At 70.7% G+C, this 26,069-nt stretch carries 25 protein-coding genes and 3 tRNA genes; 12 read left to right on the top strand and 16 right to left on the bottom strand.

Features of this window, described 5'->3' with window-relative positions; translation table 11 throughout:
* Positions 1 to 47: 47 nt before the first annotated feature.
* The 6 genes from tadA (at position 48) to AC0665_RS16445 (ending at position 3,517) form a co-directional block, all read left to right on the top strand.
* Positions 48 to 479 carry a tRNA adenosine(34) deaminase TadA gene (tadA, locus tag AC0665_RS16470; protein WP_478602906.1) on the top strand — a complete coding sequence of 144 codons (432 nt, stop codon included), beginning with the start codon at positions 48 to 50 and terminating at the stop codon, positions 477 to 479.
* 45 nt (positions 480 to 524) lie between these two features.
* Positions 525 to 609 (top strand) — tRNA-Ser (locus tag AC0665_RS16465).
* A gap of 115 nt (positions 610 to 724) precedes the next feature.
* Positions 725 to 901 (top strand): hypothetical protein, encoded by a 177-nt coding sequence (locus tag AC0665_RS16460; RefSeq protein WP_363121281.1) that lies wholly within the window; start codon positions 725 to 727, stop codon positions 899 to 901.
* Complete coding sequence (locus AC0665_RS16455; protein WP_234848528.1) at positions 901 to 1,194, top strand: Dabb family protein; 294 nt, start codon at positions 901 to 903, stop codon at positions 1,192 to 1,194. Before AC0665_RS16460 ends, AC0665_RS16455 begins: the two co-directional genes overlap by 1 nt.
* 189 nt (positions 1,195 to 1,383) lie before the next feature.
* Positions 1,384 to 2,346 carry an RNA polymerase sigma factor SigF gene (locus AC0665_RS16450; RefSeq protein ID WP_478602908.1) on the top strand — a complete coding sequence of 321 codons (963 nt, stop codon included), beginning with the start codon at positions 1,384 to 1,386 and terminating at the stop codon, positions 2,344 to 2,346.
* Positions 2,347 to 2,614: 268 nt separating this feature from the next.
* The gene (locus tag AC0665_RS16445; RefSeq protein WP_352114340.1) at positions 2,615 to 3,517 is read left to right on the top strand and encodes an RNA polymerase sigma factor SigF; all 903 of its coding nucleotides are present in this window, start codon (positions 2,615 to 2,617) and stop codon (positions 3,515 to 3,517) included.
* Between the two features lie 160 nt (positions 3,518 to 3,677).
* On the opposite strand, the gene AC0665_RS16440 is transcribed toward AC0665_RS16445, so the two are convergent.
* Positions 3,678 to 3,875 (bottom strand): hypothetical protein, encoded by a 198-nt coding sequence (locus AC0665_RS16440; RefSeq protein WP_363121283.1) that lies wholly within the window; start codon positions 3,873 to 3,875, stop codon positions 3,678 to 3,680.
* Positions 3,876 to 4,089: 214 nt separating this feature from the next.
* On the opposite strand from AC0665_RS16440, the gene AC0665_RS16435 reads away from it, so the two are divergent.
* The 3 genes from AC0665_RS16435 to AC0665_RS16425 all read left to right on the top strand — a co-directional run bounded on the left by AC0665_RS16435 (position 4,090) and on the right by AC0665_RS16425 (position 8,047).
* Entirely contained in the window at positions 4,090 to 4,578 is a 489-nt protein-coding gene (locus AC0665_RS16435; protein ID WP_468407839.1) for a MarR family winged helix-turn-helix transcriptional regulator, read from the top strand.
* A 97-nt stretch (positions 4,579 to 4,675) separates the two neighbouring features.
* Positions 4,676 to 7,135, top strand: coding sequence for an MFS transporter (locus tag AC0665_RS16430; protein WP_478705256.1), 2,460 nt, complete (start codon positions 4,676 to 4,678; stop codon positions 7,133 to 7,135).
* A gap of 90 nt (positions 7,136 to 7,225) precedes the next feature.
* Positions 7,226 to 8,047, top strand: a complete 822-nt coding sequence (locus AC0665_RS16425; protein WP_478705222.1) for a YceI family protein — start codon at positions 7,226 to 7,228, stop codon at positions 8,045 to 8,047.
* Here the strand turns inward: AC0665_RS16425 and AC0665_RS16420 are convergent.
* Positions 8,030 to 8,731, bottom strand: a complete 702-nt coding sequence (locus AC0665_RS16420; RefSeq protein WP_478705221.1) for a GAF and ANTAR domain-containing protein — start codon at positions 8,729 to 8,731, stop codon at positions 8,030 to 8,032. The two genes, AC0665_RS16425 and AC0665_RS16420, sit on opposite strands and share 18 nt — an antisense overlap.
* Before the next feature lie 56 nt (positions 8,732 to 8,787).
* Positions 8,788 to 9,510 carry an ANTAR domain-containing protein gene (locus AC0665_RS16415; protein ID WP_468407845.1) on the bottom strand — a complete coding sequence of 241 codons (723 nt, stop codon included), beginning with the start codon at positions 9,508 to 9,510 and terminating at the stop codon, positions 8,788 to 8,790.
* A gap of 208 nt (positions 9,511 to 9,718) precedes the next feature.
* Between AC0665_RS16415 and AC0665_RS16410 the strand changes: the two genes are divergently transcribed.
* Positions 9,719 to 10,081, top strand: a complete 363-nt coding sequence (locus AC0665_RS16410) for an STAS domain-containing protein (protein ID WP_468407847.1) — start codon at positions 9,719 to 9,721, stop codon at positions 10,079 to 10,081.
* Between the two features lie 10 nt (positions 10,082 to 10,091).
* Positions 10,092 to 10,562 carry a PPOX class F420-dependent oxidoreductase gene (locus AC0665_RS16405; RefSeq protein ID WP_363121290.1) on the top strand — a complete coding sequence of 157 codons (471 nt, stop codon included), beginning with the start codon at positions 10,092 to 10,094 and terminating at the stop codon, positions 10,560 to 10,562.
* 1 nt (position 10,563) lies between these two features.
* On the opposite strand, the gene AC0665_RS16400 is transcribed toward AC0665_RS16405, so the two are convergent.
* The 8 genes from AC0665_RS16400 to AC0665_RS16365 form a co-directional block, all read right to left on the bottom strand.
* A complete protein-coding gene (locus AC0665_RS16400) occupies positions 10,564 to 11,388 on the bottom strand; it encodes a TetR/AcrR family transcriptional regulator (RefSeq protein WP_478705220.1) in 825 nt (274 codons plus the stop codon).
* 120 nt (positions 11,389 to 11,508) lie between these two features.
* Entirely contained in the window at positions 11,509 to 13,005 is a 1,497-nt protein-coding gene (locus tag AC0665_RS16395) for an MFS transporter (protein WP_478508495.1), read from the bottom strand.
* A gap of 106 nt (positions 13,006 to 13,111) precedes the next feature.
* Positions 13,112 to 15,277: a mannosyltransferase YkcB-related protein gene (locus tag AC0665_RS16390; RefSeq protein WP_478705219.1), complete on the bottom strand. Its 2,166-nt coding sequence runs from the start codon at positions 15,275 to 15,277 to the stop codon at positions 13,112 to 13,114.
* Positions 15,274 to 16,731 (bottom strand): bifunctional glycosyltransferase family 2/GtrA family protein, encoded by a 1,458-nt coding sequence (locus AC0665_RS16385; RefSeq protein WP_478705218.1) that lies wholly within the window; start codon positions 16,729 to 16,731, stop codon positions 15,274 to 15,276. Before AC0665_RS16385 ends, AC0665_RS16390 begins: the two co-directional genes overlap by 4 nt.
* Before the next feature lie 14 nt (positions 16,732 to 16,745).
* Positions 16,746 to 18,362 carry a sensor histidine kinase gene (locus AC0665_RS16380; RefSeq protein WP_478705217.1) on the bottom strand — a complete coding sequence of 539 codons (1,617 nt, stop codon included), beginning with the start codon at positions 18,360 to 18,362 and terminating at the stop codon, positions 16,746 to 16,748.
* Positions 18,359 to 19,099, bottom strand: coding sequence for a response regulator transcription factor (locus AC0665_RS16375; protein ID WP_478602927.1), 741 nt, complete (start codon positions 19,097 to 19,099; stop codon positions 18,359 to 18,361). Before AC0665_RS16375 ends, AC0665_RS16380 begins: the two co-directional genes overlap by 4 nt.
* 106 nt (positions 19,100 to 19,205) lie before the next feature.
* The gene (locus AC0665_RS16370; protein ID WP_478602929.1) at positions 19,206 to 20,078 is read right to left on the bottom strand and encodes a DUF2797 domain-containing protein; all 873 of its coding nucleotides are present in this window, start codon (positions 20,076 to 20,078) and stop codon (positions 19,206 to 19,208) included.
* Between the two features lie 57 nt (positions 20,079 to 20,135).
* Entirely contained in the window at positions 20,136 to 20,537 is a 402-nt protein-coding gene (locus AC0665_RS16365; protein ID WP_478602931.1) for an HGxxPAAW family protein, read from the bottom strand.
* 97 nt (positions 20,538 to 20,634) lie between these two features.
* Here AC0665_RS16365 and AC0665_RS16360 point away from each other — a divergent pair, with 97 nt between their 5' ends.
* Positions 20,635 to 21,111 (top strand): MarR family winged helix-turn-helix transcriptional regulator, encoded by a 477-nt coding sequence (locus AC0665_RS16360; protein WP_468407867.1) that lies wholly within the window; start codon positions 20,635 to 20,637, stop codon positions 21,109 to 21,111.
* A 300-nt stretch (positions 21,112 to 21,411) separates the two neighbouring features.
* Here the strand turns inward: AC0665_RS16360 and AC0665_RS16355 are convergent, their stop codons facing one another.
* From AC0665_RS16355 to AC0665_RS16335, 5 genes are all read right to left on the bottom strand, one after another.
* Positions 21,412 to 22,626: an HTTM domain-containing protein gene (locus tag AC0665_RS16355; RefSeq protein ID WP_478602933.1), complete on the bottom strand. Its 1,215-nt coding sequence runs from the start codon at positions 22,624 to 22,626 to the stop codon at positions 21,412 to 21,414.
* Entirely contained in the window at positions 22,616 to 23,332 is a 717-nt protein-coding gene (locus AC0665_RS16350) for a DUF5819 family protein (RefSeq protein ID WP_478602935.1), read from the bottom strand. The genes AC0665_RS16355 and AC0665_RS16350 overlap by 11 nt, the downstream gene beginning before the upstream one ends.
* A gap of 111 nt (positions 23,333 to 23,443) precedes the next feature.
* Positions 23,444 to 24,760, bottom strand: coding sequence for an ice-binding family protein (locus AC0665_RS16345; protein ID WP_478602937.1), 1,317 nt, complete (start codon positions 24,758 to 24,760; stop codon positions 23,444 to 23,446).
* Between the two features lie 679 nt (positions 24,761 to 25,439).
* Positions 25,440 to 25,512, bottom strand: a tRNA-Arg gene (locus AC0665_RS16340).
* Between the two features lie 305 nt (positions 25,513 to 25,817).
* A tRNA-Ser gene (locus AC0665_RS16335) sits at positions 25,818 to 25,908 on the bottom strand.
* Positions 25,909 to 26,069 lie beyond the last annotated feature (161 nt).

Below are 26,069 nucleotides of genomic sequence, written 5' to 3'. Positions count from 1 at the left end.
CCGCCCCGGCACCGCCGGACCCGGTCCGGGACCCCTGGCGGCCCGCGATGCGACTCGCCCTGGAGGAGGCCGCCGGGGCGGTCCTGGGCGGGGACGTCCCGGTCGGCGCCGTCGTACTGGCCCCGGACGGCACGACCGTGCTCGCGGCCGGGCACAACGAACGCGAGGCCGGCGGCGATCCGACGGCCCACGCGGAGGTCCTCGCCCTGCGGCGGGCCGCCGCCGCGCTCGGCGCGTGGCGGCTCGCCGGCTGCACCCTCGTGGTGACCCTGGAGCCCTGCACGATGTGCGCGGGCGCGATCCAGCAGTCCCGCGTCGACCGGCTCGTCTACGGCGCCCGCGACGAGAAGGCCGGCGCGGCCGGTTCCCTCTGGGACCTGGTGCGCGACCGGCGGCTCAACCACCGGCCCGAGGTGATCGAGGGAGTGCTCGCCGAGGAGTGCGCCGGGCTGCTCACCGAGTTCTTCCGCGGCCGCTGAATACCGATTTCAAAGCACGCGGCTCCTTGCTGTAAGGTCTCCCTCGGTAGCGTGTCCGAGCGGCCGAAGGAGCTCGCCTCGAAAGCGAGTGTGGCGCAAGTCACCGAGGGTTCAAATCCCTCCGCTACCGCTTGAGAAGGGCCCCGTCGTCAGACGGGGCCCTTCGTGCGTCCGCCTCTTCGTGTGCTCGATCCTTCATGCGATCATGTGCGCTGCATGGGACACCAGTGACAGGGGAGGCCGCGATGGCGGTGAACGCCAAGAAGGTCGCCGTCTACGCCCTCGTGGTCTTCGCGCTGTACGTGATCATCACGGACCCGGCCAAGGCGGCCGACTACGTCCAGATAGGCTTCCAGGGCATTTCGGACGCCGCCCAGGCCCTCGGCGACTTCGCCACGTGGGTCGCCAACGGAGGTAAGTGATGATCCGCCACCTGGTGCTCTTCAAGCTCAACGAGGGCGTCGAGCGCGACGACCCCCGGGTCGTGAAGGGCGTCGAGGCCTTCCGCGCGCTCGGCGACACCATCCCGGAGCTGCGCCACTGGGAGCTCGGCTGGAACGTCAGCGACCGTCCCATCGCGTACGACTTCGCCATCAACTCGGCCTGCGACGACGCGGACGCGCTGCGGCGGTATGTGGAGCACCCGGACCACCAGGCGGGCGTCGCGCTGTGGCGGGAGTTCGCCACGTGGGTGATCGCGGACTACGAGTTCTGAGACCGGCCATCGGCCTGCCGCCACGGCCCCCTGTCGCTTCGACAGGGGGCCCTTTCGTTGCGCAGGCCGATTTGTGCGGCTTTCATCCCTCAACACGTAGTTATGGGGTGCTTGCACACAGTGCACATGTCTTGTGATGCTATGACCGCTTTTGATGGAAGAGTTGACGGATGAGTTGACGATGACGAGGTGGAGTTGACCGTGCTGGCCAGTACCGCACCTCAGGCACCGTCCCCCCAGGCCCCGTCCCCGCAGCCGCCGTCTCCGCAGCCGCCGTCTCCACAGACAGGGCCCGCGCAGGCCGCCCCCGCACAGGCCGCGCCGGCCCAGGTCACGCCCGCGCAGGCCACGCCCGTGGAAGCCGGGCCGGCCGCTCCCCAGCGGAGCAGCCGAGGTGCCGACACCCGGGCGCTCACACAGGTCCTCTTCGCACAGCTCAAGGACCTCCAGCCGGGCACTCCGGAGCACGACCGCGTGCGCGGGGCGCTCATCGAGGCCAACCTCCCGCTCGTGCGCTACGCGGCCGCCCGGTTCCGCTCCCGCAACGAGCCGATGGAGGACGTCGTCCAGGTCGGCACGATCGGGCTGATCAACGCCATCGACCGCTTCGACCCGGACCGGGGCGTGCAGTTCCCGACCTTCGCGATGCCCACGGTCGTGGGCGAGATCAAGCGGTACTTCCGCGACAACGTCCGCACGGTCCACGTACCGCGCCGGCTGCACGAGCTGTGGGTGCAGGTGAACAGCGCGACCGAGGACCTGACGACCTCCTTCGGGCGGACCCCCACCACCTCGGAGATCGCCGAGCGGCTGCGCATCACCGAGGACGAGGTGCTGTCCTGCATCGAGGCCGGGCGGTCGTACCACGCGACCTCCCTGGAGGCCGCGCAGGAGGGCGACGGGCTGCCGGGGCTGCTGGACCGCCTCGGCTACGAGGATCCCGCGCTGGACGGCGTGGAGCACCGGGACCTCGTACGGCACCTGCTCGTCCAGCTGCCCGAGCGGGAGCAGCGGATCCTGCTGCTGCGCTACTACAGCAATCTGACGCAGTCCCAGATCAGCGCGGAGCTCGGTGTTTCGCAGATGCACGTGTCGCGATTGCTGGCTCGCAGCTTCCAGCGGTTGCGGTCTGCGAACCGCATCGACGCGTAATCGCAAACGTAAGCGACAGGTCACCGCGGGGAGGGAATCCCTCATCAGGGCGGTTGCCGACAGTTGAAAGCCGACAGACCGTCAGGCTCCTTGTTTGCAGGGCGGATTCGCGTCTCAGATGTCGACATGTCACTACAGCGTGTTGCCGACATGTGACATTCTGCGTGAAGCGCGTTTGCCGGAGCTTCGGCTCCGGTATTCAGGTGAAGGCTGCGTTCCTCCGACGGGAGCGTCCGCCGCGACCGTCCCGCGACCCAAAGGGGGTGGCATGTCCGCAGAACAGGGCAGCTCGAAGGTGCTCACGCTCGCGGAGAGCGAGTCAGCTCCCCATGCTCTCGACTCACTCGGCCCCATCGATGAGGCTCCGGCCCTCGTGGCCGAGCCCGTCCCGGTCCTTCCGACCGCGGGCGCCATCGACACCCGCACCCTGTCCCGCTCCCTGTTCCTGCGGCTGGCCGCGCTCGACGAGGACAGCCCCGAGCGTGCGTACGTGCGTGACACGCTCATCGAGCTCAACCTCCCGCTCGTGCGGTACGCCGCCGCGCGGTTCCGGTCCCGGAACGAGCCGATGGAGGACATCGTCCAGGTCGGCACGATCGGGCTGATCAAGGCGATCGACCGGTTCGACTGCGAACGGGGCGTGGAGTTCCCGACGTTCGCGATGCCGACGGTGGTCGGGGAGATCAAGCGGTTCTTCCGGGACACCTCGTGGTCGGTGCGGGTGCCGCGCCGGCTTCAGGAGCTGCGGCTCGCGCTGACCAAGGCCAGTGACGAGCTCTCGCAGAAGCTGGACCGGTCGCCGACGGTCACCGAACTCGCCTCCGTGCTCGGGGTGTCCGAGGAGGACGTCGTCGACGGGCTGGCGGTGGGGAACGCCTACACGGCGTCCTCGCTGGACTCGCCGGCGCCAGAGGACGACGGCGGCGAGGGGTCGCTGGCGGACCGGCTGGGGTACGAGGACACCGCGCTGGAGGGCGTGGAGTACCGGGAGTCCCTGAAGCCGCTGCTGGCCAAGCTCCCGCCCCGGGAGCGGCGGATCATCATGCTGCGGTTCTTCGCGAACATGACGCAGTCGCAGATCGGCGAGGAGGTCGGCATCTCGCAGATGCACGTCTCCCGGCTGCTGACCCGGACGCTGGCACAGCTCCGGGAAGGCCTGATCTCGGACTGACGGAGTCCTGACGGATTCCTTCGGCAGAAGCTGGGGCGCGGCACGGTCGTCGAGACCGGCCGCGCCGCAGTCCTGTGTCCGTTCCGTCTGACGCTCGCGTACGCGCATGGCTGCCACCCGCCCCGCCAAGGGCGGCACGGGTGGGCGAGGGGGTCCCCTGTTACGCCAGCGCCAGCCAAGCCACCGCCGCGACGACCGCCACAGCGACGACCACTCCGAGGATGAGGCCGATGCGCGGGCCGCTGCTGGAAGGGGCCGCCGCCTGACGGCCCTGCGGGGCCTCGTCGACGAACGCGCGGAACATCTGGGTGCTGCCGGCGGGGTCGTGATTGCCCTGCGGGGCCTGGTTGTTAGCCATGGCCCGAGACCCTAGCGAAAACGGCGGTGCTCCCCAAGTGGGGGTTGGCGTTCCGTTTGGCCCGGGCCGACCCGTGTCACCGGGCTCGCCACCAGCACATTTACTCCCGCAATACTTGCCTTTGCCAACTTTTTATGCCGGACCGCGCCTTTTTATTTGCCTGTAGCAACCAACAGCTCCTATGGTTGCCTTAAGCAACGAAAGCGGAGGTGTCATGGCCGACAGGGCGCAATACGAAGAGCTGGTACGCCAGTTCAGCGCCTTCGGCGCCGTGAAGCGGGAGCTCGGGCGGATCATGCCCGCCGAGTGCCCCGGCGGGTCGGCGGCCGTTCTGACCCTGCTGGGCCGTCACGGCGACATGCGCATGAGCAAGCTCGCCGAGCTGCTCGCGGTGGACATGTCGGTCACCAGCCGCCATGTCGCGCACGTCGTGGACCGGGGCTGGATCGAACGCTCCCCCGACCCCGCCGACAAACGCTCACGCATCCTGCGCCTCACCCCCGCGGGCCACACACAGCTCGACGAGCTGTCCCGGCGGACCACCGAGGTCCTCGCCGAGCGCCTGAGCGACTGGACCGACGAAGAGGTCGGCCAGCTCACGGACCTCATGGCGCGGCTGCGCGAGAGCTTCGACTGCCGGCCCGGGACCCGGGCCGCCCCGGCCGCTTTCGACCAGACCACCCGTACACCCGCAAGCACGTAAGAAAAGGAAGCCCATGGCAACGACCACACCAGCCGGTGTGCGGGCTCATGCCAAGCACGGGGGAGGCTCCCACGGCCCCTCCGGCGACGGCGCTCCGATGACGCACCGGCAGATCATGGAGGCCCTCACCGGCCTTCTGCTCGGCATGTTCGTCGCGATCCTGTCGTCGACGATCGTCTCCAACGCCCTGCCCCGGATCATCAGCGACCTCGGTGGCGGCCAGAGCGCCTACACCTGGGTCGTCACCGCGTCCCTGCTGACGATGACCGCGTCCACCCCGCTGTGGGGCAAGCTCGCCGACCTGTTCTCGAAGAAGCTGCTGATCCAGTTCGCGCTGGTCGTCTTCGTGCTGGGGTCGGCGGCGGCCGGCATGTCCCAGAACCCGGGCATGCTCATCACCTTCCGCGCGGTCCAGGGCATCGGCATGGGCGGTCTGTCCGCGCTGGCCCAGATCATCATGGCGGCGATGATCTCGCCCCGTGAGCGCGGCCGGTACAACGGCTACCTCGGCGCCACCTTCGCCACCGCCATGGTCGGCGGCCCGCTGGTCGGCGGTGTCATCACCGACACCGACTGGCTCGGCTGGCGCTGGTGCTTCTACGTCGGCGTGCCCTTCGCCGTGATCGCCCTGATCGTGCTGCAGAAGACCCTGCACCTGCCCGTGGTCAAGCGGAAGGTCAAGGTCGACTGGGCCGGCGCCTTCTTCATCACGGCGGCCGTCAGCCTGCTGCTGGTCTGGGTCACCTTCGCCGGTGACAAGTACGACTGGGTCTCGTGGCAGACGTACGCCATGGTCGGCGGTTCGGTGGCGCTGCTCGCGCTGTTCGTCCTCGTCGAGGCGAAGGCGAGCGAGCCGATCATCCCGCTGCGGCTGTTCCGCAACCGCACCATCACGCTGGCCTCCGTGGCCTCCCTGTTCGTCGGTGTCGCGATGTTCGCCGGGACCGTCTTCTTCAGCCAGTACTTCCAGCTGGCCCGGGACAAGTCGCCGACGATGTCGGGCGTCATGACGATCCCGATGATCGCGGGCCTGTTCGTCTCCTCCACCGTCTCCGGGCAGGTCATCACCCGGACCGGCCGCTGGAAGGCGTGGCTGATCGCCGGTGGCGTGCTGGTGACGGCGGGCCTGGGCCTGCTGGGCACGATCCGGTACGACACCGAGTACTGGCACATAGCGATCTTCATGGCGCTGCTGGGTCTCGGCATCGGCATGATGATGCAGAACCTGGTGCTGTGCACGCAGAACCAGGTGGAGCCGGGCGACCTGGGTGCCGCCAGCTCCACGGTGACCTTCTTCCGCTCCCTCGGCGGTGCGGTGGGCGTCTCCGCCCTGGGCGCGGTGCTGGGCAACCGGATCACCGACTACGTCAAGGACGGCCTGACCGACCTCGGCCCCAAGGGCGCGGCCCTCGGTCACGCCGGCACGGGCGGCGGCGGCATCCCCGACCTGAGCACGATGCCCGCGCCGATCCGCACGGTCGTGGAGAGCGCCTACGGCCACGGTGTCGCGGACGTGTTCCTCTACTCGGCGCCGATGGCGCTGGTCGCGCTGCTGGTGGCGCTGTTCATCAAGGAGGTCCCGTTGAAGACCAGGGGCGGACTGGCGCAGGCCGCCGAGGCGCAGGCGCCCGCCGTGACTCCGGCCGTATCGGCCGCCGAGGCTCCCACGGCCGAGAAGACCGCACCGAGCTGGGCCGCGGCCGAGACCGCGCAGGACGGGACCGGACCCGAGGGGACGCAGCGGCTCGCCGCCGTCGCCACGGCGGCTCCGGCCGGGGAGTCCGCGTCCGGTGGGGGCGGTGTCCCGGTCCGCGGTTTCGTCCGCGGCGCCGAGTCCGCGCCCGTGCCGCAGGCCGCCGTCACGCTGATCTCGCTGACCGGACGCCAGCTGGGCCGGTCCGTGGCGCAGGCCGACGGCTCGTACGCGGTGGACGCCCCGGGCTCCGGCTCGTACGTCCTGATCGCCTCGGCCGACGGCTTCCAGCCGCAGGCGTCCACGATCGTGGTGAACGGCGAGCCGGTCGCCTACGACATCCTGCTCAGCGGCACCAGCGGGCTGACCGGCCTGGTGCGGGCCGCCGGGGACGGGCAGCCCGTGCGGGACGCCATGGTCATCGTGACCGACGTGCGCGGAGACCTGCTGGCCAACGCGACCACGGGTGAGCAGGGCGAGTTCTCCTTCGCCGAGCTGGTGCCCGGGGCGGTGACCGTCGCGGTGAACGCCGCCGGATACCGGCCGCGTGCCCTGCCCGTCGAGGTGGGCGGCACCGGGGTCACCCGGGTCGAGATCGACCTGGACGCCGGCGCCCGTGTCCAGGGTGTCGTCCGCGCCCCGCACGGCCCGCTGGCCGATGCCCGGGTGACGCTGGTCGACCAGGCGGGCAACGTCGTCGGCTCGGCCACGACCGGGACGGACGGGGCGTACGCCTTCACCGACCTGGACGGCGGCGAGTACACCGTCATCGCGACCGGCTACCCGCCGGTGGCCACCGCCCTGACGGTGACCGGCCGCGGCGCCGACGCCCACGACATCGAACTCGCCCACCCCGGCGAGTAGTACGGACCCCGGCCCGCGACGGGTGGGCGCGCTCCGAGCGGAGGTGCGCCCCCTGTCGCGGGCCGGTTTTCTTTCTGAGGAGCAGCTGAGATGGGACTGACCGCGAGGATCCGTACCCGGGACGGATGGGCCGTGTCGCACGCGGTCGTCACGGTGGCGGACATGACCGGCGCGCAGGTGCTGCGGGCCGAGGCCGACGCGGAGGGCGCCGTACGGGACGCCACGCCGATGGAGCCGGGGGCGTACACCGTCATCGTCACGGCCGTCGGGTACGCGCCCGCGGCCTCCAGTGTGATCGTCACGGCGAGCGGGCGGGCCGAGGTCGGTTCGGTGACGCTGGCCCGCCAGGGCGGCACCGAACTGCCGCCGCCGGGACCGTGGACGATCGACCCGGTGCACTCCAGCGTGGCCGCCGTGGCACAGCACCTGGGCATCTCCAGCGTGCACGGCCGGTTCACCGAGTTCTCCGGCTCGATCGAGATCGCCCCGGACGACGTCACCGCGTCGCGGGTGCAGGCGGTGATCCGGGCCGCGTCCGTCGACACCGGCAACGACATGCGCGACGAGCACCTGAGGTCGCCGGACTTCCTGGACGTCGAGCGGTTCCCGGAGATCACCTTCCGGTCGACGGGGCTGACGGCCACCGGGTCGGACCGCTGGACCGTCCACGGCGAGCTGGGCATGCACGGGGTCGTACGGACCGTGGACCTCGACCTGGCCTACCTCGGCACGGGTCCGGACCCGTGGGGCGGCACCCGCGCGGCGTTCCGCGCCACCACCCAACTGCGGCGCGAGGACTTCGCGATGAACTACAACCAGGTCCTCCAGGCGGGTATCGCCGCGATCGGCACCACGCTGAAGGTGGAGCTGGACATCCAGGCCGTGCAGGGCGGGTCACTGCCGGCGGCGTGACTCCACCGTGGCCACTCTGGCCACCAACTGGCCGCACAGGTCACGCAGTTTGACGTTGCGGTCCTGCGAGACCCGGCGCAGCCGCTCCAGCGCGTTGCGGGCGTCGATCCGCTCCCGGGCCATCAGGATGCCGATCGCCTGGTCGATGACGCTGCGGGAGAGCAGCGCGGTGCGCACATCGGCGGCGGACTGCCGCCGGCTCTCGATGCGCACGGCCATGGCGATCGCGTCCCCCGCCCTGGCCGCGAAGGCACGGGCCGCCTCCCGGCCCGTGCCCAGTTCCTGCGCGCGCTCCCCGTAGAAGTTGATCGCGGCGCAGTTGTCGCCCTCGACGGCCACCGGCACCGCCAGCACACAGCGCACTCCGGTGGACAGGGCGTACTCCGTGTACGACGGCCAGCGGGACTCCGCCGCCAGATCGGGGGCGTACTGCTCCTCACCGGTCTCGGCCGCGTCGACGCAGGGCCCCGAGCCGTTCTCGTACTGACGCAGGTCCAGGCCGCTGGGCATGCCGTCGCTGCCGGCCAGGGTGAGCAGCCGGCCGGCGCGGCGCACGGTGATGCTGCACGCGACGGCGCCGGGCACCTCCTGCACGGCGCGGTCGGTCAGATCACGCAGCAGGGTGTCGAGCCCATTGCTGCGCACCATTGCCTGGTCCAGCGTGTCGGACGTCTCGGAACTCATGACCGTACGGGTATCCCGTCATCATCCGAACACGCCTTCTCCGTAATTCACGCACCTCAGGGGGTGTTGTGAGCGCCGACGATCCGGCGGGCGAGGTCGCGCAGCTTCACGTTCTCCCGCTGGGAGGCGCGCACCAGGCTCTCGAAGGCCGCCGTGGCGTCGATGCCCTGGCGTTCCATGAGGATGCCGGTGGCCTGGCCGATCAGGTCGCGGGTGCGCATGGCCTCGGTGAGCTGCTCGCGCACGGTCGCGGAGTCCAGGGCGATGCTGACGTGCGCGGTGAACAGCCGGCCGATGCGGGTCGCGTCCTCGTCGAAGGCGCCCGGCTTGCTCGCGTAGGCCGTGAGCACGGTCAGCCGGCGGCGGTCGGAGCGCAGCCGCAGGGACAGCGCCGAGCGCAGTCCCAGGTCCGCCAGCACGTCCCCGCCGTCGTCCGCCTCGCTGTCCGTCATCCGCGCCACGGGGCTGTGCCACAACCGGTCCCACAGGCCGTGCTGTTCGCGGCCCGTGTGCCGGGCCTCGGCGGCGCGCACGACCTCGTCGGTCCAGGCCAGGGTGTGGAGGGTGGTGCCGCGCTCGATCACGGAGATGCCGGCGTGCTCGGCGCCCGGCATCAGGTGCACGGCCAGCCGGACCGCCGTGCGGAGCGTGCTGTGCGGCGTGGGGGTTTCGTGCAGTTGCTGAGACGCCACCGTCAGGGCTTCGGCCAGCTCGGCGCCAGCCGGATAACGGGGCAAATCAGGAAACTCGGACGCAGCCACCACGAACCTCTTCGGCATGCACGGCCATGGCCGTGCGCAGGAGAGCTCCGCAGCACATTCCCGACTGCGAGCACAGGACGGACAGCACTCTAACTGCTCGGTTGCTTCCAGGTGTCGTCCGGCCGACGCCGCCGCGGGCGCGCTTCCTCCACCCGCCCCACGCATGATGGAATGGCCCCACGGGTCAGGAAGCGGCCTTACCGGAATCCGGACGAACGTCTGCCAGGTGAGTGCCGTGACCTTCTTCACGAATCCCACAGAACACCGCGGCCTCCCCGGCCGCGTCCATCTCGCCCTGCCCCCCGAGATCGACTACTGCAACGCGGCGGAGCTGCTGCCGCTCGTCATGTCCGCGGCCGAGGCCCGGGGTGACGGGCTGGAGATCCTCGTCCTGGACCTGAGCGAGACCTCCTTCATGGACTCCCAGGGCATCCGCCTCATCAACGAGGTGCGGCACCGGCTGCGCCCGGGGGCCCGAGTGCGCCTGGTGGCCCGCCCGGAGGGGATCACGAGCCGTGTCCTGGAGCTGACCGGCCTGCGCCGGGACGTGCCCGTGTACGACGACCTCGACGAAGCCATGGCGTCGTAGGCTGCCGGGCATGGCACCGAACATCGCGACGAACACCCGCGTCTCCCGCGACGAGTTGCTCGACTTCGTCCGGCCCCGGCACCACGCCGTCCTGCTGACCCGGCGTGCCGACGGCAGCCCCCAGAGTTCCCCGCTGACCTGCGGGGTCGACGACTCCGGCCGGATCGTGGTCTCCACGTACCCGGAGCGCGCCAAGACCCGCAACGCCAAGCGGGACCCGCGGGTGAGCCTGCTCGTGCTCAGCGACGACTGGAACGGCCCCTGGGTCCAGATCGACGGCACGGCCGAGGTCATCGACTCCCCCGACTCGGTCGAACCGCTCGTGGAGTACTACCGGAACATCGCCGGGGAGCACCCCGACTGGGACGAGTACCGCGCCGCCATGGTCAAGCAGGGCAAGTCGATCATCCGGATCACGCCGGAGCGGTGGGGGCCGGTGGCGACCGGGGGGTTCCCGGCGCGGCTGGTGGAGGGGGAGTAGGTCAGCTCTCCCCGGGGGCTTTCTGGGCTCCAGGGGCTTCGGGGGCTGCTTCCTCGCCGGAGGGCTGCCGCTCGCGGACGACCATCGCCTCGATGCCCGCGATCAGCAGTTCCAGCGCGAACTCGAAGTCCCGCTCCAGCATCTCGGCGACCGTGTCACCGCCGCGCGCCGCCATGATCTCCCGGGACTCCTGGAGCACCTCGGCGGCCTGCGGGGCGGCGGTCACTGTGTCCAGGGCCTGCTGGAAGTACTCGTCCACGCTCATGCCGCCGGCGGCCGCCCTGGAGGCGAGATGGCCCTCCAGGGTGCCGTAGCCGTAGACGAACTGGAACACGGCCGAGATCGTGCTCGTCATGCGCTTCGCGGGCAGTCCCGTCCTGCGGACGACGCGCTGCACCACCCGTGAGAACGCCAGGCTGTTGGGGCCGATGTTGAGGAAGACCCCCACCAGCGCGGACACCCAGGGGTGGCGCACCAGCAGCGTCCGGTACTCCCGGGCGAGCGCCCGCACCTGGTCCCGCCAGTCCTCACCGGCGTCCGGATCGGGCAGCCGCACCTCGCCCATGACCTGGTCCAGGGCCAGTTCGAGCAGGTCGTCCTTGGTGTCGACGTACCAGTAGACGGACATCGCGGTGACATCGAGCTCCCCGGCGAGCCGCCGCATGGAGAACTTCGGCAGCCCCTCGGCGTCCAGCAGCCGTACGGTGACGTCGATGATGCGCGCCCGGTCCAGTCCCGAGGGCTGGCCGCCACCGCGCCGCCGGTGCGCCTTGCCCTCCAGCCAGACACTGGACCGCGGCTGATCCTGCCGGGCGGCTTTCGCCATGGCGCACCTTCCTCGTCTCCTGGACGCCGATCATGCTAAGCGCCCCGTCAGGGGCGCGGGGACCCGCGCGACCAGCGGCGACGGACCGCAGCCGCCCCCTCGCCCCGGCCGCCCGGGCTCCTAGGCGGACTCTGCCCGCTCAGCCCGCCGAAGCAACCCGGCCGCGACCAGTCCGCCCGCCAGCACGGCGACCGCCCCCACCAGCTGACTGGTCTCAAGACCTGAGGCGAACGCGTCGGAGATCCTGGCCTTCTCCTCGGCCGAGCCGGCGGCCGCCAGCGCCGCGGGCAACGACGCCGCGGAGACGGCGACCAGCGAGGCGAACCGGGCGTTGAGCACCGCACCGAGCACGGCGACGCCCAGCCCGTTGCCGAACTCGGCGAGGGTTCCGTTGATCCCCGCTCCGACCCCGGCCTTCTCCGGCGGGATCGCCCCCATGATCGCGTTGGCCATCGCCGGCATGGACAGCGCCACACCCGCGCCCATCACGACCAGCCCCAGCAGTGTCCCGCCGTATCCGTGTCCACCGAGCAGGGCGATCGCCGCAAGCCCCGCGGACACCAGGGTCATGCCGAGCGCGATGGCCGCCGGTGTACCGGCCTTCAGCACCAGCTTCGCCCCGACTCCCGTGAAGTTGAGCGCGACGACGGTCAGCGCCAGCGGCGCCGTCCGCAGCCCGGCGTCCAGCGGCTCGTACCCGAGGACGAACTGGAGGTGCTGGGTGAGCAGGAACAGCGAGCCCGTCATGCCGAACGCCACGAGGATCGCGCCCGCGACCGCGCCCACGAACTTCTGGTTGCGGAAGAAGTGCATGTCGAGCATCGGGTGCTCGGCGCGCAGTTCCCAGGTCACGAAGAGGGCGAGGACGGCCGCGCCGATCAGCGCGGAGACCAGCACCTGCGCGGAGGTCCAGCCGTGTTCGGGGCCTGTGATGATCGCGTACACCACGGAGGTCATGCCGATGGTCGACAGGACCGCGCCGACCAGGTCGGGCCGATCGCCCGCCTTGTGCTTCGACTCCGGTACGAGCGCGGCGACCGCGACCAGGCCGAGCACGGCGACCGGGATGTTGATCAGGAAGATGGCGCCCCACCAGAAGTGGTTCAGCATCACGCCGCCGATCAGCGGCCCGGCCGCGAACCCGAGCGAACTGACCGTCGACCAGAGCGCGATGGCCTTCACGCGCTCCTGGTCGTCGAAGATCTGCACGACGACGGCGAGGGTCGTGGTCATCAGCAGCGCGCCGCCGACGCCCATGCCCGCGCGGGCCGCGATCAGCTGGGCCGGGCTCTGGGACAGGCCGGCCGCCAGCGAGCCCACCCCGAAGATCGCCAGGCCCGACATCAGCATCAGCTTGCGGCCGTAGCGGTCGGCGGAGTTGCCCGCGGTGAGGAGCAGGCCGGACTGCACCAGGGAGTAGGCGTTCATCATCCACTGGACGTCGGCGGTCGAGGCGTCCATCTCGCGGGTGAGCGAGGGGATGGCCACGTTGAGGATCGTGTTGTCGAGCAGCACGGTGAGCTGCGCGAGGCAGATGACACCGAGGATCAGCCAGCGCTGGGGGTGGCCGCCCCGAACGGTGTGCGGCGGGGCCTGTTCCTGGGAGGACGTCGTCATGCTGTACACCGTAGAACAGTTCCTGTACGGCGTACAACGGAGTTTCGGCGGACACGGCGCAGGGCGGTGGCTTTCGGCCACCGCCCTGCGTCCGCTCGGAGACGTGTCAGCTGCTCGCCTTCTGCGTGAGGTCGTAGAAGGTGCTCGAACCGACCGTGACCTTCTTGAAGGTGGCCTCGACCCAGGAGGTGATCCGGGAGGAGGCGCCGTCGCTGCCACCGCCCATGCCGCCGCCCATGCCGCCCGAGGCTATGAAGTAGTGGATCTTTCCGTCCGCCACGTACTTCTTGAACTGGGCGAGGGTCGGGGACGGGTCGGTCCCGTTGAAGCCGCCGACGGCCATCACCGGTTCGCCGGTGGACAGCTGGTAACTCGCCGCGTTCTGGGCGCCGATGGCCGCAGCGGCCCAGGTGTACCGGTCGGCGTCGGTCTCCAGGAGCTTCTTGGCCTCGGAGCCGACGCTCGCGCCGTTGAGGAGGCCACCGACGCCACCGCCGCCCATGCCGCCCATCCCGCCCGTGCGGCCGCCGTCGCCGTTCTGCTGGCCCTGGCCCTGGCCCTGCGGGTTCCGGCCGCCGCCCGGGAAGCCGCCTCCGCCGGGAAGGCCGTTGCCCTGCTGACCCTGGGTACGGCCGTTGCCGTCCTGCTGGTTCGGGCCGCCGCCGGGGAAGCCGCCACCGCCGGGAGCGCCGCCACCGCCCGGTCCGCCGCGGCCGCCCGCGACCGACGGGCCCGCCGTGACGATCGAGCCGGTGTGCCCCTCGCTCACGGTGGTGAGGGTGTACGCCGCCGGACCGGCCAGCGCGGCGACGAGGCCGAGACCGGCCGCTGCGAGGGCCGGCCGGCGCCCCAGCCGCCCGGCGAAGACCAGCCCCAGGGCCGCCGTCAGACCGCCGGCCAGGACGAGCCACTTGAGCCAGGGCAGGTAGTCGGAGGAGCGGTTGAGCAGGACGTATCCCCAGGCGGCGGTCGCCGTCATGGCGGCCGCCAGGGTCAGCGAGGCCCACACCTTGTCGCGCCTCTCCCAGAGCAGCGTCGCGCCCATGCCGATCAGCGGGGCGAGGTAGGGGGCGAGGGCGACCGTGTAGTACTCGTGGAAGATGCCCTGCATGTAGCTGAAGACCAGCATGGTGGTGAGCAGCGCGCCGCCCCACACCAGGAACGCGCCCCGGGTCGCCGAGGCCCGGCGGGCCTTGCCCATGGCCACCAGGCCCGCGACGAGCAGGATCAGCGCGGCCGGGATCAGCCAGGAGATCTGCCCGCCGAGGGAGGAGCCGAACAGCCGGTCCCAGCCGGTCTCGCCCCAGGCTCCGCCGCCGTTGCCGCCGCCACCGCCGACGCTGCCGGACTCGTCGCCGTTGAGGCGGCCCAGGCCGTTGTAGCCGAAGGTCAGGTTCAGGAAGCTGTTGTTCTGCGAGCCGCCGATGTACGGGCGGGAGGACGCGGGCCAGAGTTCGACGATCGCGACCCACCAGCCGCCGGAGACGACGATCGCGGCGAGACCCACGGCGAGTTGCCCGATCCGCTTCCTCACCGGCACCGGGGCGCAGAAGCCGTACACGAGGGCGAGCGGCGGCAGGATCAGGAAGGCCTGGAGCGTCTTGGCGAGGAAGGCGAAGCCGATCGCGGCACCGGCCCACAGCAGCCACTTCGTGCGGCCGTCCTCCAGCGCCCGGATGACGGCCCAGCAGGCCACCGCCATCAGCAGGGCCAGCAGCGCGTCGGGGTTGTCGAAGCGGAACATCAGCGCCGCGACGGGGGTGAGCGCGAGCACGGCGCCCGCGATCAGACCGGCCGCGGGGCTGAACCGGCGGCGCACGGCGGCGTAGACGACGGCCACCGTGCCGACGCCCATGAGGGCCTCGGGCGCCAGTATCGCCCAGGAGTTGAGGCCGAAGAGCCGTACGGACAGGGCCATGGGCCACAGGGCGGCCGGGGGTTTGTCGACGGTGATGGCGTTCGCCGCGTCGAGCGAGCCGAAGAAGAACGCCTTCCAGGACTGGCTGCCCGCCTGTACGGCCGCCGAGTAGAAGGAGTTGGCGTAGCCGGAGGCGCTCAGGTCGTAGAGGTAGAGCACGGCCGTCGCCAGCAGCAGGGCGAGGAGGGCCGGGCGGGCCCAGCGGGGGTCCTCGGGCCGGCCGTGCCACAGGCGCCGCGCCAGGGGCCGCACGGGCTCACCGGCCTGCGGGGAGGGCGGCGGTGCGGACGGGCGCGTCCGGGTCCCGGGGCGCGCGGCGGTGCCGCCGGTCCGCTGGTCGAAGTGGACGGTCATCGCGCGTTCCTCGCATCGGTGTCGTGCGGACGCACCGGCAGCAGCTGCCCGGTGCGGTCCCGCCAGGAGTCCGCGGCGTCACCGGCGCGGAACGAAGGGGTGTCACAGGGGGCGGCCACCGTGGCGTCGCCCTGAGTGGTGCCGTACGGAGTGGTGCCGTACGGGGTGGTGCCGTACGGGGTGCCGTACGGGACTGCCGTCGGTATGCCGTCCTCGCGCCGGTCCGGGAACACCCAGGCCCGGAAGAGCAGGAAGCGCAGCACGGTCGCCGCCAGGTTGGCCGCGATGAGGACGGCCAGTTCGGTGGAGTGCGCGGGCTCGGAGGTCGCCGCGTTCAGTGCCGCGAGCGAGCCGCTGGTCAGGGCGAGTCCGATGCCGAAGACCACCAGGCCCTGCGCTTGGTGCCGTACGGCTCCGCCGCGCCCGCGTACCCCGAAGGTGAGTCTCCGGTTGGCCGCGGTGTTGGCGACCGCCGAGACCAGCAGGGCGAGGGCGTTGGCGGCCTGGGAACCGCTGAAGACCCGGAAGCCGCTGTAGAGCAGCAGGTAGAAGAGGGTGGACAGGGCGCCGACCACACAGAACCCGACGAGTTGGCGGGCCAGTCCCTTCGGCACGTCCGTGATGTCACGGTCGCGGGGGTCGTCGCCGAACGGCCGGGCGAGCCGGTCCAGCGGCAGCGAGCCGGTGGCCAGCGCCCTGCCGATCCGCCACACGCCCTTGAGGTCGTCGGTGGCGGTCCTGACGATGTGGACGGTCGAGTCGGGGTCGTCGACCCAGTCGACCGGCACCTCGTGGATCCTGAGCCCGGCGCGCTCGGCGAGCACCAGCATCTCGGTGTCGAAGAACCAGCCGGTGTCCTCGACCAGGGGCAGCAGCACCTGCGCCACGTCCCGGCGGATCGCCTTGAAGCCGCACTGGGCGTCGGAGAACCGCGCCTGGAGCGAGCCGCGCAGGATGAGGTTGTAGGCGCGGCTGATGAACTCCCGCTTGGGGCCGCGCACCACCCGTGAACTGCGGGCCAGCCGGGAGCCGATGGCGAGGTCCGAATGGCCGGAGATCAGCGGGGCCACCAGCGGGAGCAGGGCGTTGAGGTCGGTGGACAGGTCCACGTCCATGTAGGCGAGGACCGGGGCGTCCGAGGCCGACCAGACGGCCCGCAGGGCCCGGCCGCGGCCCTTCTGCTCCAGCCGGAAGGTGGTGACCTCGGGAATCTCCGCCGCCAGCAGCCCGGCCACCTGCCGGGTGGTGTCCGTGGAGGCGTTGTCCGCGATCGTGATGCGGAACGGGTAGGGGAACGTGCGGGTCAGGTGCTCGTGCAGCCTGCGCACGCATGGCTGGAGGTCCTTCTCCTCGTTGTAGACGGGGATCACTACGTCCAGGACAGGCGTACCGGCTGGTGCGGCCGGGAGGTGCTCCCGCGCCGGCAGGGTGCCGGGAGAAGAGTCGGTTCGCATGGAACCGACTGTCGTCAGGCGCCCTGTCGTGCCCGTGTGGTGACGCTGTGGCGTGCCTGTGACTGCCCCTGCCGGCTCATGTCCGGCTCCGGCTCGGGCGGCAGCGCGGGCAGGTGCACCGTGAACATGGTCCGCCCGGGCACGCTGTCGACGGTCACGGCACCGCCGTGGGCGGTCGCCACGGCCTGCACGATGGCGAGGCCGAGCCCGGTCGAGCCGGTGGAGCGCGAGCGCGCGGAGTCGCCCCGCGCGAACCGCTCGAAGACGTGCGGGAGCAACTCGGCGGGAATGCCCGGCCCGTTGTCCTCGACCTCCACGCACAGCCACCGGTGGCGCCGCTGCACGCGTGCGGTGACGGTGGTGCCGGGCGGGGTGTGGGTGCGCGCGTTGCCGAGCAGATTGACGAGCACCTGTTGCAGCCGGGCCGCGTCCGCCGAGACGAGCGCGGGTTCGTCGGGCAGGTCGAGCCGCCAGGTGTGGTCCTGGCCGGCCGCCCGGGCGTCGCTGATGGTGTCCACGACGAGCGGGACGAGGTCGGTCCGCTCGAACCGGAGCGGCCGTCCGGCATCCAGCCGGGCGAGCAGCAGCAGGTCCTCGACGAGGAGGGTCATGCGCCCGGCCTCGGACTCGATCCGGCCCAGGGCGTGCCGGGTGTCGGGGCCGACCTGTTCGCGTCCCCGCCGGGTGAGTTCGGCGTACCCGCGGATGGAGGCGAGGGGGGTGCGCAGCTCGTGACTGGCGTCGGCGACGAACTGCCGCACGCGCGTCTCGCTCTGCTGCCGTGCGTGCAGCGCCCCGTGGACGTGGTCCAGCATCCGGTTGAGCGCGGCCCCGACCTGGCCGACCTCGGTGTGCGGGTCGGTCTCGGAGTCGGGGACCCGCTCGCTGAGCCGCACCTCACCGGTGTGCAGGGGCAGTTCGGAGACCCGGGTGGCGGTGGCGGCGACCCGGCGCAGGGGGCGGGTGGCGACGCCGACCAGGACGGAACCGGCCAGACCGGCGGCGGCGAGACCGGCGCCGGTGACGCTGATCTCGACCAGGACGAGGGTGTTGACGGTGTTGGTGACGTCCGTGGTCGGGATGGCCACGTAGTAGCTGCCCTTGTCACCGCTCTTGTACGCGACCCGGTACTCACCGAGGCCGGGGAGGTCGACGGTCCGCCGCGTCCCATCGACCCGGGGCACGGAGGCGAGGGCGGCTCTCTGCGCGGAGTTCAGCGACCGCGAGGTCATCTGGTAATTGCCCTCGGAGACGCCGTACGCGGACTCGGTGATCCGGCCGCCCTCGATCTTGGCGGCGACCGTACCGCCCGGCTGCGGCCCCCTGGTGACGAAGTCGGTGAGACTCTCCACCTTGTTCTTCGCGGGCCCGCCGGACCCGCCGGCCCGGTCGCCGCCGGGCTCCCGGGGCGGGCTGAGCGCGGCCCGGGCCGCGGCCCCGTCGAGTTGCCCGTCCAGCTGCTCGTACAGGTGGGACCTGAGCGCCAGCGTCGTCACCGTTCCGATCACCGCGCACACCACGGCGATCAGCACCACGGACGCGACGACGAGCCGCGTCCGCAGCGTGCGCGGCTTGGCTGTTCGCCGCCCGCCCGTCTGCCGCTGCGTCCACTGCCGTCGTCGTCCGCTCATGACACCGCGGGCTTGATCAGATACCCGGCGCCACGCCGCGTGTGGATCATCGGCTCGCGCCCGGCGTCGATCTTCCGCCGCAGATAGGAGATGTACAGCTCGACGACATTGGCCTGGCCGCCGAAGTCGTACGACCACACCCGGTCGAGGATCTGCGCCTTGCTGAGCACCCGGCGCGGATTGCGCATCAGGAACCGCAGCAGCTCGAACTCGGTCGCGGTCAGATGGATGTCGTCCCCGGCCCGGGTCACCTCGTGACTGTCCTCGTCGAGGGTGAGGTCGCCGACGACCAGCAGGGACTCCGCACGGCGGTCGGCGGCGCCGGAACGCCGTATCAAGCCGCGCAGCCGGGCGACGACCTCCTCCAGGCTGAACGGCTTGGTGACGTAGTCGTCGCCGCCCGCCGTGAGCCCGGCGATCCGGTCCTCGACGGCGTCCTTGGCGGTCAGGAACAGCACCGGCACGTCCGGCAGTTCGCGCCGCAGCCGCCCGAGCACGGACAGCCCGTCCATGTCGGGCAGCATCATGTCCAGGACGACGGCGTCGGGCCGGAAGTCGCGGGCGGTCCGGATCGCGCCGGTGCCGTCGCCGGCACTGCGGATCTGCCATCCCTCGTAGCGCAGGGCCATGGAGAGCAGCTCGGTGATCGACAGCTCGTCGTCCACCACCAGCACGCGGACGGGGCTCCCGTCCGGCCTCAGCAGTTCGGTGCGCCCCTGGGGCGAGGTCGTGGTCATGTGAACACGATGTCGGCGGCCTCTGAGAGCCCGCTTGCCGCAACCTGTGTTTTCCCTGAGAAACACACAGGCACTTCTCAGGGAACGCCTGGGAACGCCGGGCGCGTCAGAACAGGCCGTCCTGCACGCTCGCCGCGTCCTTGAACGGCCGGACCGGAACCGTCACTTCGGCCCCCTCCGCGGGCACCAGCTCCCATCCGGTCATCAGCCGCGTGTCCAGCACCACGACACCGCTCGCGGTGGCCAGATGCAGATCTGGGCCGGCGGCCGCGACCAGCTCCCCGCCGACCGCGCCCCCCGCGGCCAGTTCACCGACGCTCCCGACGGCGACGGGCACGTCCGCGAGCCCGAAGACCGCGACATGGTCGACGACCCGCAGCGGCTCCCGCACGAGCGACTCCGGCCACGCGGGGAGCGTGACCGCCCGCTCGTAGAGCTCGGCGACCTCACCCGCCCGGTCCGCGGCGGCCTCGGGCAACGCGGCCCGCACCGCCCGCTTCTCGGCGTACGGGATCCGGTCGGGCACCCGCAGGGCGGCCCGGAGCAGCTCCTCCGTACGCCGCGCGGCCATGAGCGGTCCGACACCGAGCCAGCTGAAACAGACGGCCCCCTGTTCGAGCAGCCGGGCGGAGCCTCGCTGCCGTGCCGTGATCCCCACCTTGACCATGCCGGGTCCGAACCACGCCAGATAGACGCGGTAGGGCCGGGGATCGTCGGCGAGGGTGTCCGCCGCCACGGAGTGCGCCCGGTCCAGCCGCGCGCACTCCTCGCACCGCGCACCCGTGCTCCGCTCCGGCACGACCGCACCGCGTGGACACGCGTGCCCACGCGCCCCCACGCAGGTGCGCACACTCCCCGCCGCGACACCGAAGGACACGCGTTTCCCCCAGGTCAGCGCGCTGCGCCGTCCGCCGTCCCACAGCAGCACGGGACCGTCGGCCGACCACCGCAGCCCCGAGCACTTCCATGCCTGTGCCATCTCCACCGAGCGTAGGGGGCACCACTGACAACGGGACACGGGCCGTCGCGGAACGGCTCACCGCACGGGGTCGGCGGCACCGGCGGCGACGGTCTCCGGCTCCCCTTCCCGCTGAACCGGCATGGCCGGAGCGACCGCACGCCCGGCACGCTCCGCCCGCCGCCCCCGCCCGGCCAGCCGGCAGCCGAGGCACTCCGCGTGCCCGCTCGGCGCCGCCGAGTCCCGCACCCGCCAGTCCCACTCCGCCCTGGGCCGCACGCCCGGCCCCTTCCCCCACCCGGAGAGGTGCAGGGCCCAGGTCACGAGCAGACTCACGGCCCCGATGGCCACCCCGCCGGCGATCAGCACACCGGAGACGGTGCAGACGCCCAGGCCCGCCACACCCGCCCCGACCGTGGCGATGCCGAATCCGACCCACCCGGCGACCGTGTGCCCGTGGTCATATTGATGTGCACTCACGTGTCACTCCCTCGCACCCGAGGACTCCGACCCGTCGAACCCCTCACCTGCTAAGACTTTTACAACCCAAACATCTCACGAACTAAGGGATATGGGAATGGATGCCAAGCCTCGTCCGGCCGCCACGCCGGAGCAGGCTCTGTCGGCGATGGACCAGCTCATCGCGACCCACCTGGTCGGACAGCACGAGATCGCCCAACAGGTGGGCTTGAACGTGACTGACCTCACCTGCTTCGCCTACGTCATCGAGGCCGGGGAGAACCTCCCCACGGCAGGCGACCTGGCGGCCCGCGTCCATGTCACCACCGGCGCGGTCACGGGCATCCTCAACCGTCTGGAGCGCGCCGGCTACGTCACCCGCCGCCCCGACCCCACGGACCGCCGCCGCATCCGCGTGGCGGCCCGGCCCGACGCGGTCGCCCGCATCCGCGAGGTCTACGAGCCGTACTACGCCCGCCTCACGCGCCTGTTCGCGGACTACTCCCCGGACGAGATCGCGGTCCTGCACGACTGGTTCACCCGCGCGAGCACACTGGCGGCGACCTACCTGGAGGAACACTGCCGCCCCGACTGAGCGCGCCCGGCGTCCCGCGCCCCGGGAAAACCGGTTGGGCCCGGGGCCGGCGGGGCGGTAACTTGCGGAGCGCCGTGACCGCTCCGAAAAGGTGAGACCCCCATGAACGCCGTGTCCCTGTGGGTACTCCACCTCGTCATCACCGTCAGGCGAACGACGTAACCGTCACCGGAGCCACTCGCCGGGTGGGAGAACGTCCGCACCTACATGCCTGGCCGTCGACGGACTTCGTTCCCGGGAACCGGGAAAAGGCCCCCGGATCATCTCCGGGGGCCTCTGATCTGTGCGCACTCGGCGGTGTTACAGCCCTCTCTGCTCCTCGAAGGCGGCTCGCTCCGCTCCCGTCATGGGTGTCTTTCCGCTCGGCGGGGAAGTACGGCTCGACGCTTCGAGCCGTAGTGCGTCGCCGGGCCCGGCTTGTGCGGGGACGGCGTTGACGCCCGCCACCCGTACCGGCACCGGGTCGCTCGTCCGCCGCGCCAGGCGTCGGCGGAGATGTGCCAGACGGAGGTAGAAGCGGTCGGGGAGGAACACCGCGTCCGCGACGATCATCGCCCCGGAGAAGAGGGGCAGGCCCATGAGCACGGCGATGCCGATGTGCATGCCCAGCAGCATGGTGAGAACCGGGTACTTGAGCCTGCCGAAGAGCACGAACGGGAAGGCCACCTGAAGAAGCACGGTCAGGTAGCCGGCGATGGCGATCACGAGCGTGTGCTCGTCCACGAAGTTCGAGAGCGCGGGCCAGGGCCGGAAGAGCTCCAGGTTCAGGGCGTAGTGGAGAGCGGTGCCGTTGCCCCAGGTACTCCCCTGGACCTTGTACAGACCGGCTGATCCGTACAGCAGACAGACCTGCGCCGCGATGAGGAACATGCCGCAGTTGTGCACCGTCGTGACCAGGGCTGCTCGGCTGTCGCGGAAGTGCCGTGCGAGGGGGCTTCCCAGCGCTCGTGGCTCGCTGTCGGCAGAAGCGGACTTCCGCCTGTTCCTGCGCGCGTCCAGAGACAAGCGCCGGCCGCAAGCGGTGAGGACGAGGTAGAGGGCCATGAGCAGAATCAGGTTGTCACCCCCGTCCGTCATGAAGATCGCGCGCGCATGGAACGAGGTCACCATCACGGCGAAGAGGACGGACATGGCGCGGGTCCGCCAACCCAGCGTGAAGAGCGCGGACGTGACGAGGGCCAGCACGTAACAGAACTCGAAGTAGGCCCGGCTGTCGGACAGGGCCAGAACGCTGACCCAACCCGTCTGCTCGAAGAGCTCGCCGACCAGGGCGGGCGTCCACGGAGATCCGGGGCCCCAGATCTCGTCCCGGTGCGGGAACTCACGCAACAGAAAGACCAGGTAGAGCAGCCCGTACCCGATGCGCAGCACCGACGCGGCATACAGGGACACCGGGCGCCCGGTCAGGAGGTCCCACCCCGCGGCGACACGGTCGGCGAGCCAGCGGTCCACGACGTGGAGCGGCGCCCTCCGCGTCTCGTTCCCGTCCTTGGCCACATGCGCCTCATTCAGCATGGCGGGGCACCTTCCACCAGGGCAGGAGCCGGTTCTCGGCCGGCTTCTTCGGGCGGCCACCGGCCGATGATCCGGGCGCGGCAACAGGGAGAGTGACAACGCGGAGCTGAACGAAGTCGAAAGTGCCGCCCTGCTGGGCGGCGAGGCGATCCGCGGCGATGTTGGTCAGGTACTTCCGCATCATCACGGCGCGTTCCGTGCGCGCGCTGTCGTCTCCTCCGTGCGAGTCGACGTAGCCGGACCACGCCCGACGCAACATGTTCTGAGCCGTGTGGCTCGGAAACACATGATGTTCGACCGCGGAGCCGTCCCTGGCGGTGAGATCGAGCCAGGGGCTCACCTCGAACGATCCATCGGAGTCAGTGCGGGCGGTTCTCGCCAGGATCTGCCGGTTCACGGATTCCGGATCCGGGGCGAAAAGCCGCCAATTCTGTTCGAAAAAGGGGAACACCCATGCATTGATCTGCGAGCTGTATCTCTTCGAGATGGTGTTGGCCGGTGCCACGTGAAGAAACACCAGAAGCACGTGGACGACACTCGCCATCATGCACAGGATCACCACGGCACACAAACCTGCTCGGAGGAAACGCGCACCTCTCGGCAACGTGGGCGGAGCGGCCGTGACGTCATGGAAATCCTGCCCATCCGGACCGGGTCCGGAATGCTGGATATCCTTCACGCCCGCCGCATCGATTCCGCTTGCCATCGCCTACCGCCTCTCTCACATCGCCTGCCCATGCCGGGCGGCGCGCGGCGGATTCGGAGAGATTCCGCCGCGCGCCGTCATCGGGTGAGCAGGCCGACCGTAGTGCGTTGCCTAGCCGTCGTGGCGCTTGGAGTGGTCGTCGCCCACGTGCCCCTTGGGCGTCCCGTCGAGGCCCCAGTTCCGGTGGGGCTGGTCGCCGTAGCCGTACTTCTCGTGAGGCTGCTCGCCGTAGCCGTAGTCCTCGTGGGGCCGCTTGTCGTCGGAGTCGTCGCCGTGTCCCGGCTTGCCGTGTCCGTGCCCGCCGTTGTCGCCCGGCCTTCCGGGCTTGTCGTCGTGCCCCGGCCTTCCGGGCTTGTCGTCATGGCCCGGCCCGCCCGGTCCCTGATCGTGACCGCCGCCGTTCCCGCCGGTGGTGTTGCCGGCTGTGTTGCCCGCGGTGTTCCCCGACGTGTTGCCCGCGGTGTTCCCCGCCGTGCTGCCGGCGACGTTGCCCGCGGTGCTGCCGGGCGAGGCGATGGGTCCGCCCAGGAGACCGCCGGTGACAAGGCCGCCGCTGACGAGACCGCCGCCGAGGAGCCCTCCGCCGGTGGTCGTGCCCGCGGTGGTTCCGGTCGTCGTGCCGGTCGTGGTTCCGGTCGTCGTGCCGGTGGTGGTTCCCGTCGTCGTTCCACCCGTGGTGGCGCCGGCGCATCCGCCGAGGAAGATCCGGTTGTTGTCGAGCGACACGGCGCCGTTACGGGCCAGCGCCCGGCCCTCGATGTTCGCCCCCGTCGTCACGCTGATCGAGGTCAGCGCCATGATCGTTCCCACGAACACGGAGTTGGTACCGAGGGTGGCCGAACTGCCGACCTGCCAGAACACGTTGCACGCCGAAGCGCCGTTCGTGAGGAGGATCTGGCTGGACGATGCCGTGATCAAGGTCGAAGGGATCTGGAAGACCCAGACGGCGTTGGGGTCTCCGTGGGCGTCCAGCGTCAGGGTGCCGTTGATCTGAACACCGCCGGATTCACGGGTGTAGACACCGGGGTCCAGCGTCTGGCCCGCACCGATCACCGAACCGAGCGCGAAGTCCTGTGCCTGGCCGGCCGCGTTGTTGTAGGCCGTGACGAGGTCCGCCTTGGCCTGAAGGGCCTGGGCGTCCCCGCGGTGCACCGCACCGCGCACCTCACCGGGCGGGAATCCGGTCACAGCCGGGTTCGGGGAGGTCCCGAGGTCGTTGTAGAGCACGGTCGGGCCGGTGTTGGTCACTCCCTGACCCGCCAGGACGGAATAGCTGGCCGCCGTGCCCAGCCCCGGGGCCGTGGCGATGGCCAGCGCAGGCGTCGGCGTCACGGCGACCATGACGGCGGCGACCGTCGCCGCGAGGACCGACGCGAGTACGCCGGACAGAGAACGCCGCTCAGTCGCTTGCGGGATCTTCAGCTTCATCTGAAAGGCCAATCCTGTGAGGACCATGGCGTACCGGGCCCTACCTGCCACCCGGGAAGCCGTGCTTCTTTTACGCAGCGGCATATTACGCAGAACTATCGTTGTAACTGACTTGAACAAGACAGAAGAATCTCTGCTCATTCAAACGGCGCACAGCGCTAAGAAAATAGCTTGAATTCGAGCAGGTGGAGCCGGATGCAGCATTTTCCCTACCGGCGCTTCGGGTGTCTGTCCGCGAAGTTCCCCGCCTGCGGAGTGACACCACGCCGCGCCGGTACGCCGTGCTCACCACATGCGTATCGAACCTCGACGCGTGAGGGGGTGCCCAAGCGAGGCATCCGATTCGTGCGCATCCAGGCTCCGGCTGACCGCACTCCCCAGCGCGTCACACGGTCCGCTTCCACGACCTCCGCCACAGGTGCGCCTCACTGCTTCACGAACGAAGCGCCGACGCCCGCAAGAAGTAGTTCCACAATGAGTCCGCCGAGCCGCTCTTCACCGGGTCGAAGTCGACCCCGACAGGAACCAGAGCCCGAAGATCACCACGAGGATGATCAGCTCCGGGAAGACCACACCCGGCTCCCCCACCCGCCCCCTGAGGCGGTTGCCGTCACACGCTGCCGTCAACGCAAAAAGCCAGAGGCCCTGTGGATTACTCCACAGGGCCTCTGGTCTGCTGTGCACTCGGCAGGATTCGAACCTGCAACCTTCTGATCCGTAGTCAGATGCTCTATCCGTTAAGCTACGAGTGCTTGTTCTGTTTTTTCGCCGCTCTCGGGCCTTCCGGCTCGCTCGCGGCGACAGGAAGAACATTACATGACTGCCGCCGCCATGTGAAATCCGTTAGCCGCACCCCTTGTGACCTGCTGAAACCGCCCCACGGGGCGTTCGGGCCCGGACGGTTGACGGTCCGGGCCGGGAAGGGTGTGCGCGGGCAGCCGCCGTCCAGGGCCGGTCTCTGCGCTCGCCGGGCGGGCTTCAGACAGCACGGTCCCGAAACCCCACGGAAAAAGCTCAGGGAGTCCGGCACGTCGTGCCGGACTCCCTGAGCTGAGGGCGGAGGCGGAGGGATTTGAACCCTCGATGGGCTTTAAGGCCCAAACCGCATTAGCAGTGCGGCGCCATAGACCGGACTAGGCGACGCCTCCAGCATCACTCCCGCGCGAGCGCGAGCGGTGCGTGCCGATGATGACACAGTCGAGCGTGCTGTCACCAATCGACCCCCACGGTACTAGGCGGGAAGGGCGCGGGGCAAAGGCCTTGTCAGGCCCGTGCGGACCGCCGCACGCGTGGCCGCGCGCAACATCCG

The organism is Streptomyces sp. NPDC043685 (assembly GCF_056436585.1).
Note: the sequence above shows the minus strand (reverse complement) of the source record. Positions and strands in the feature narration are given on the sequence as shown.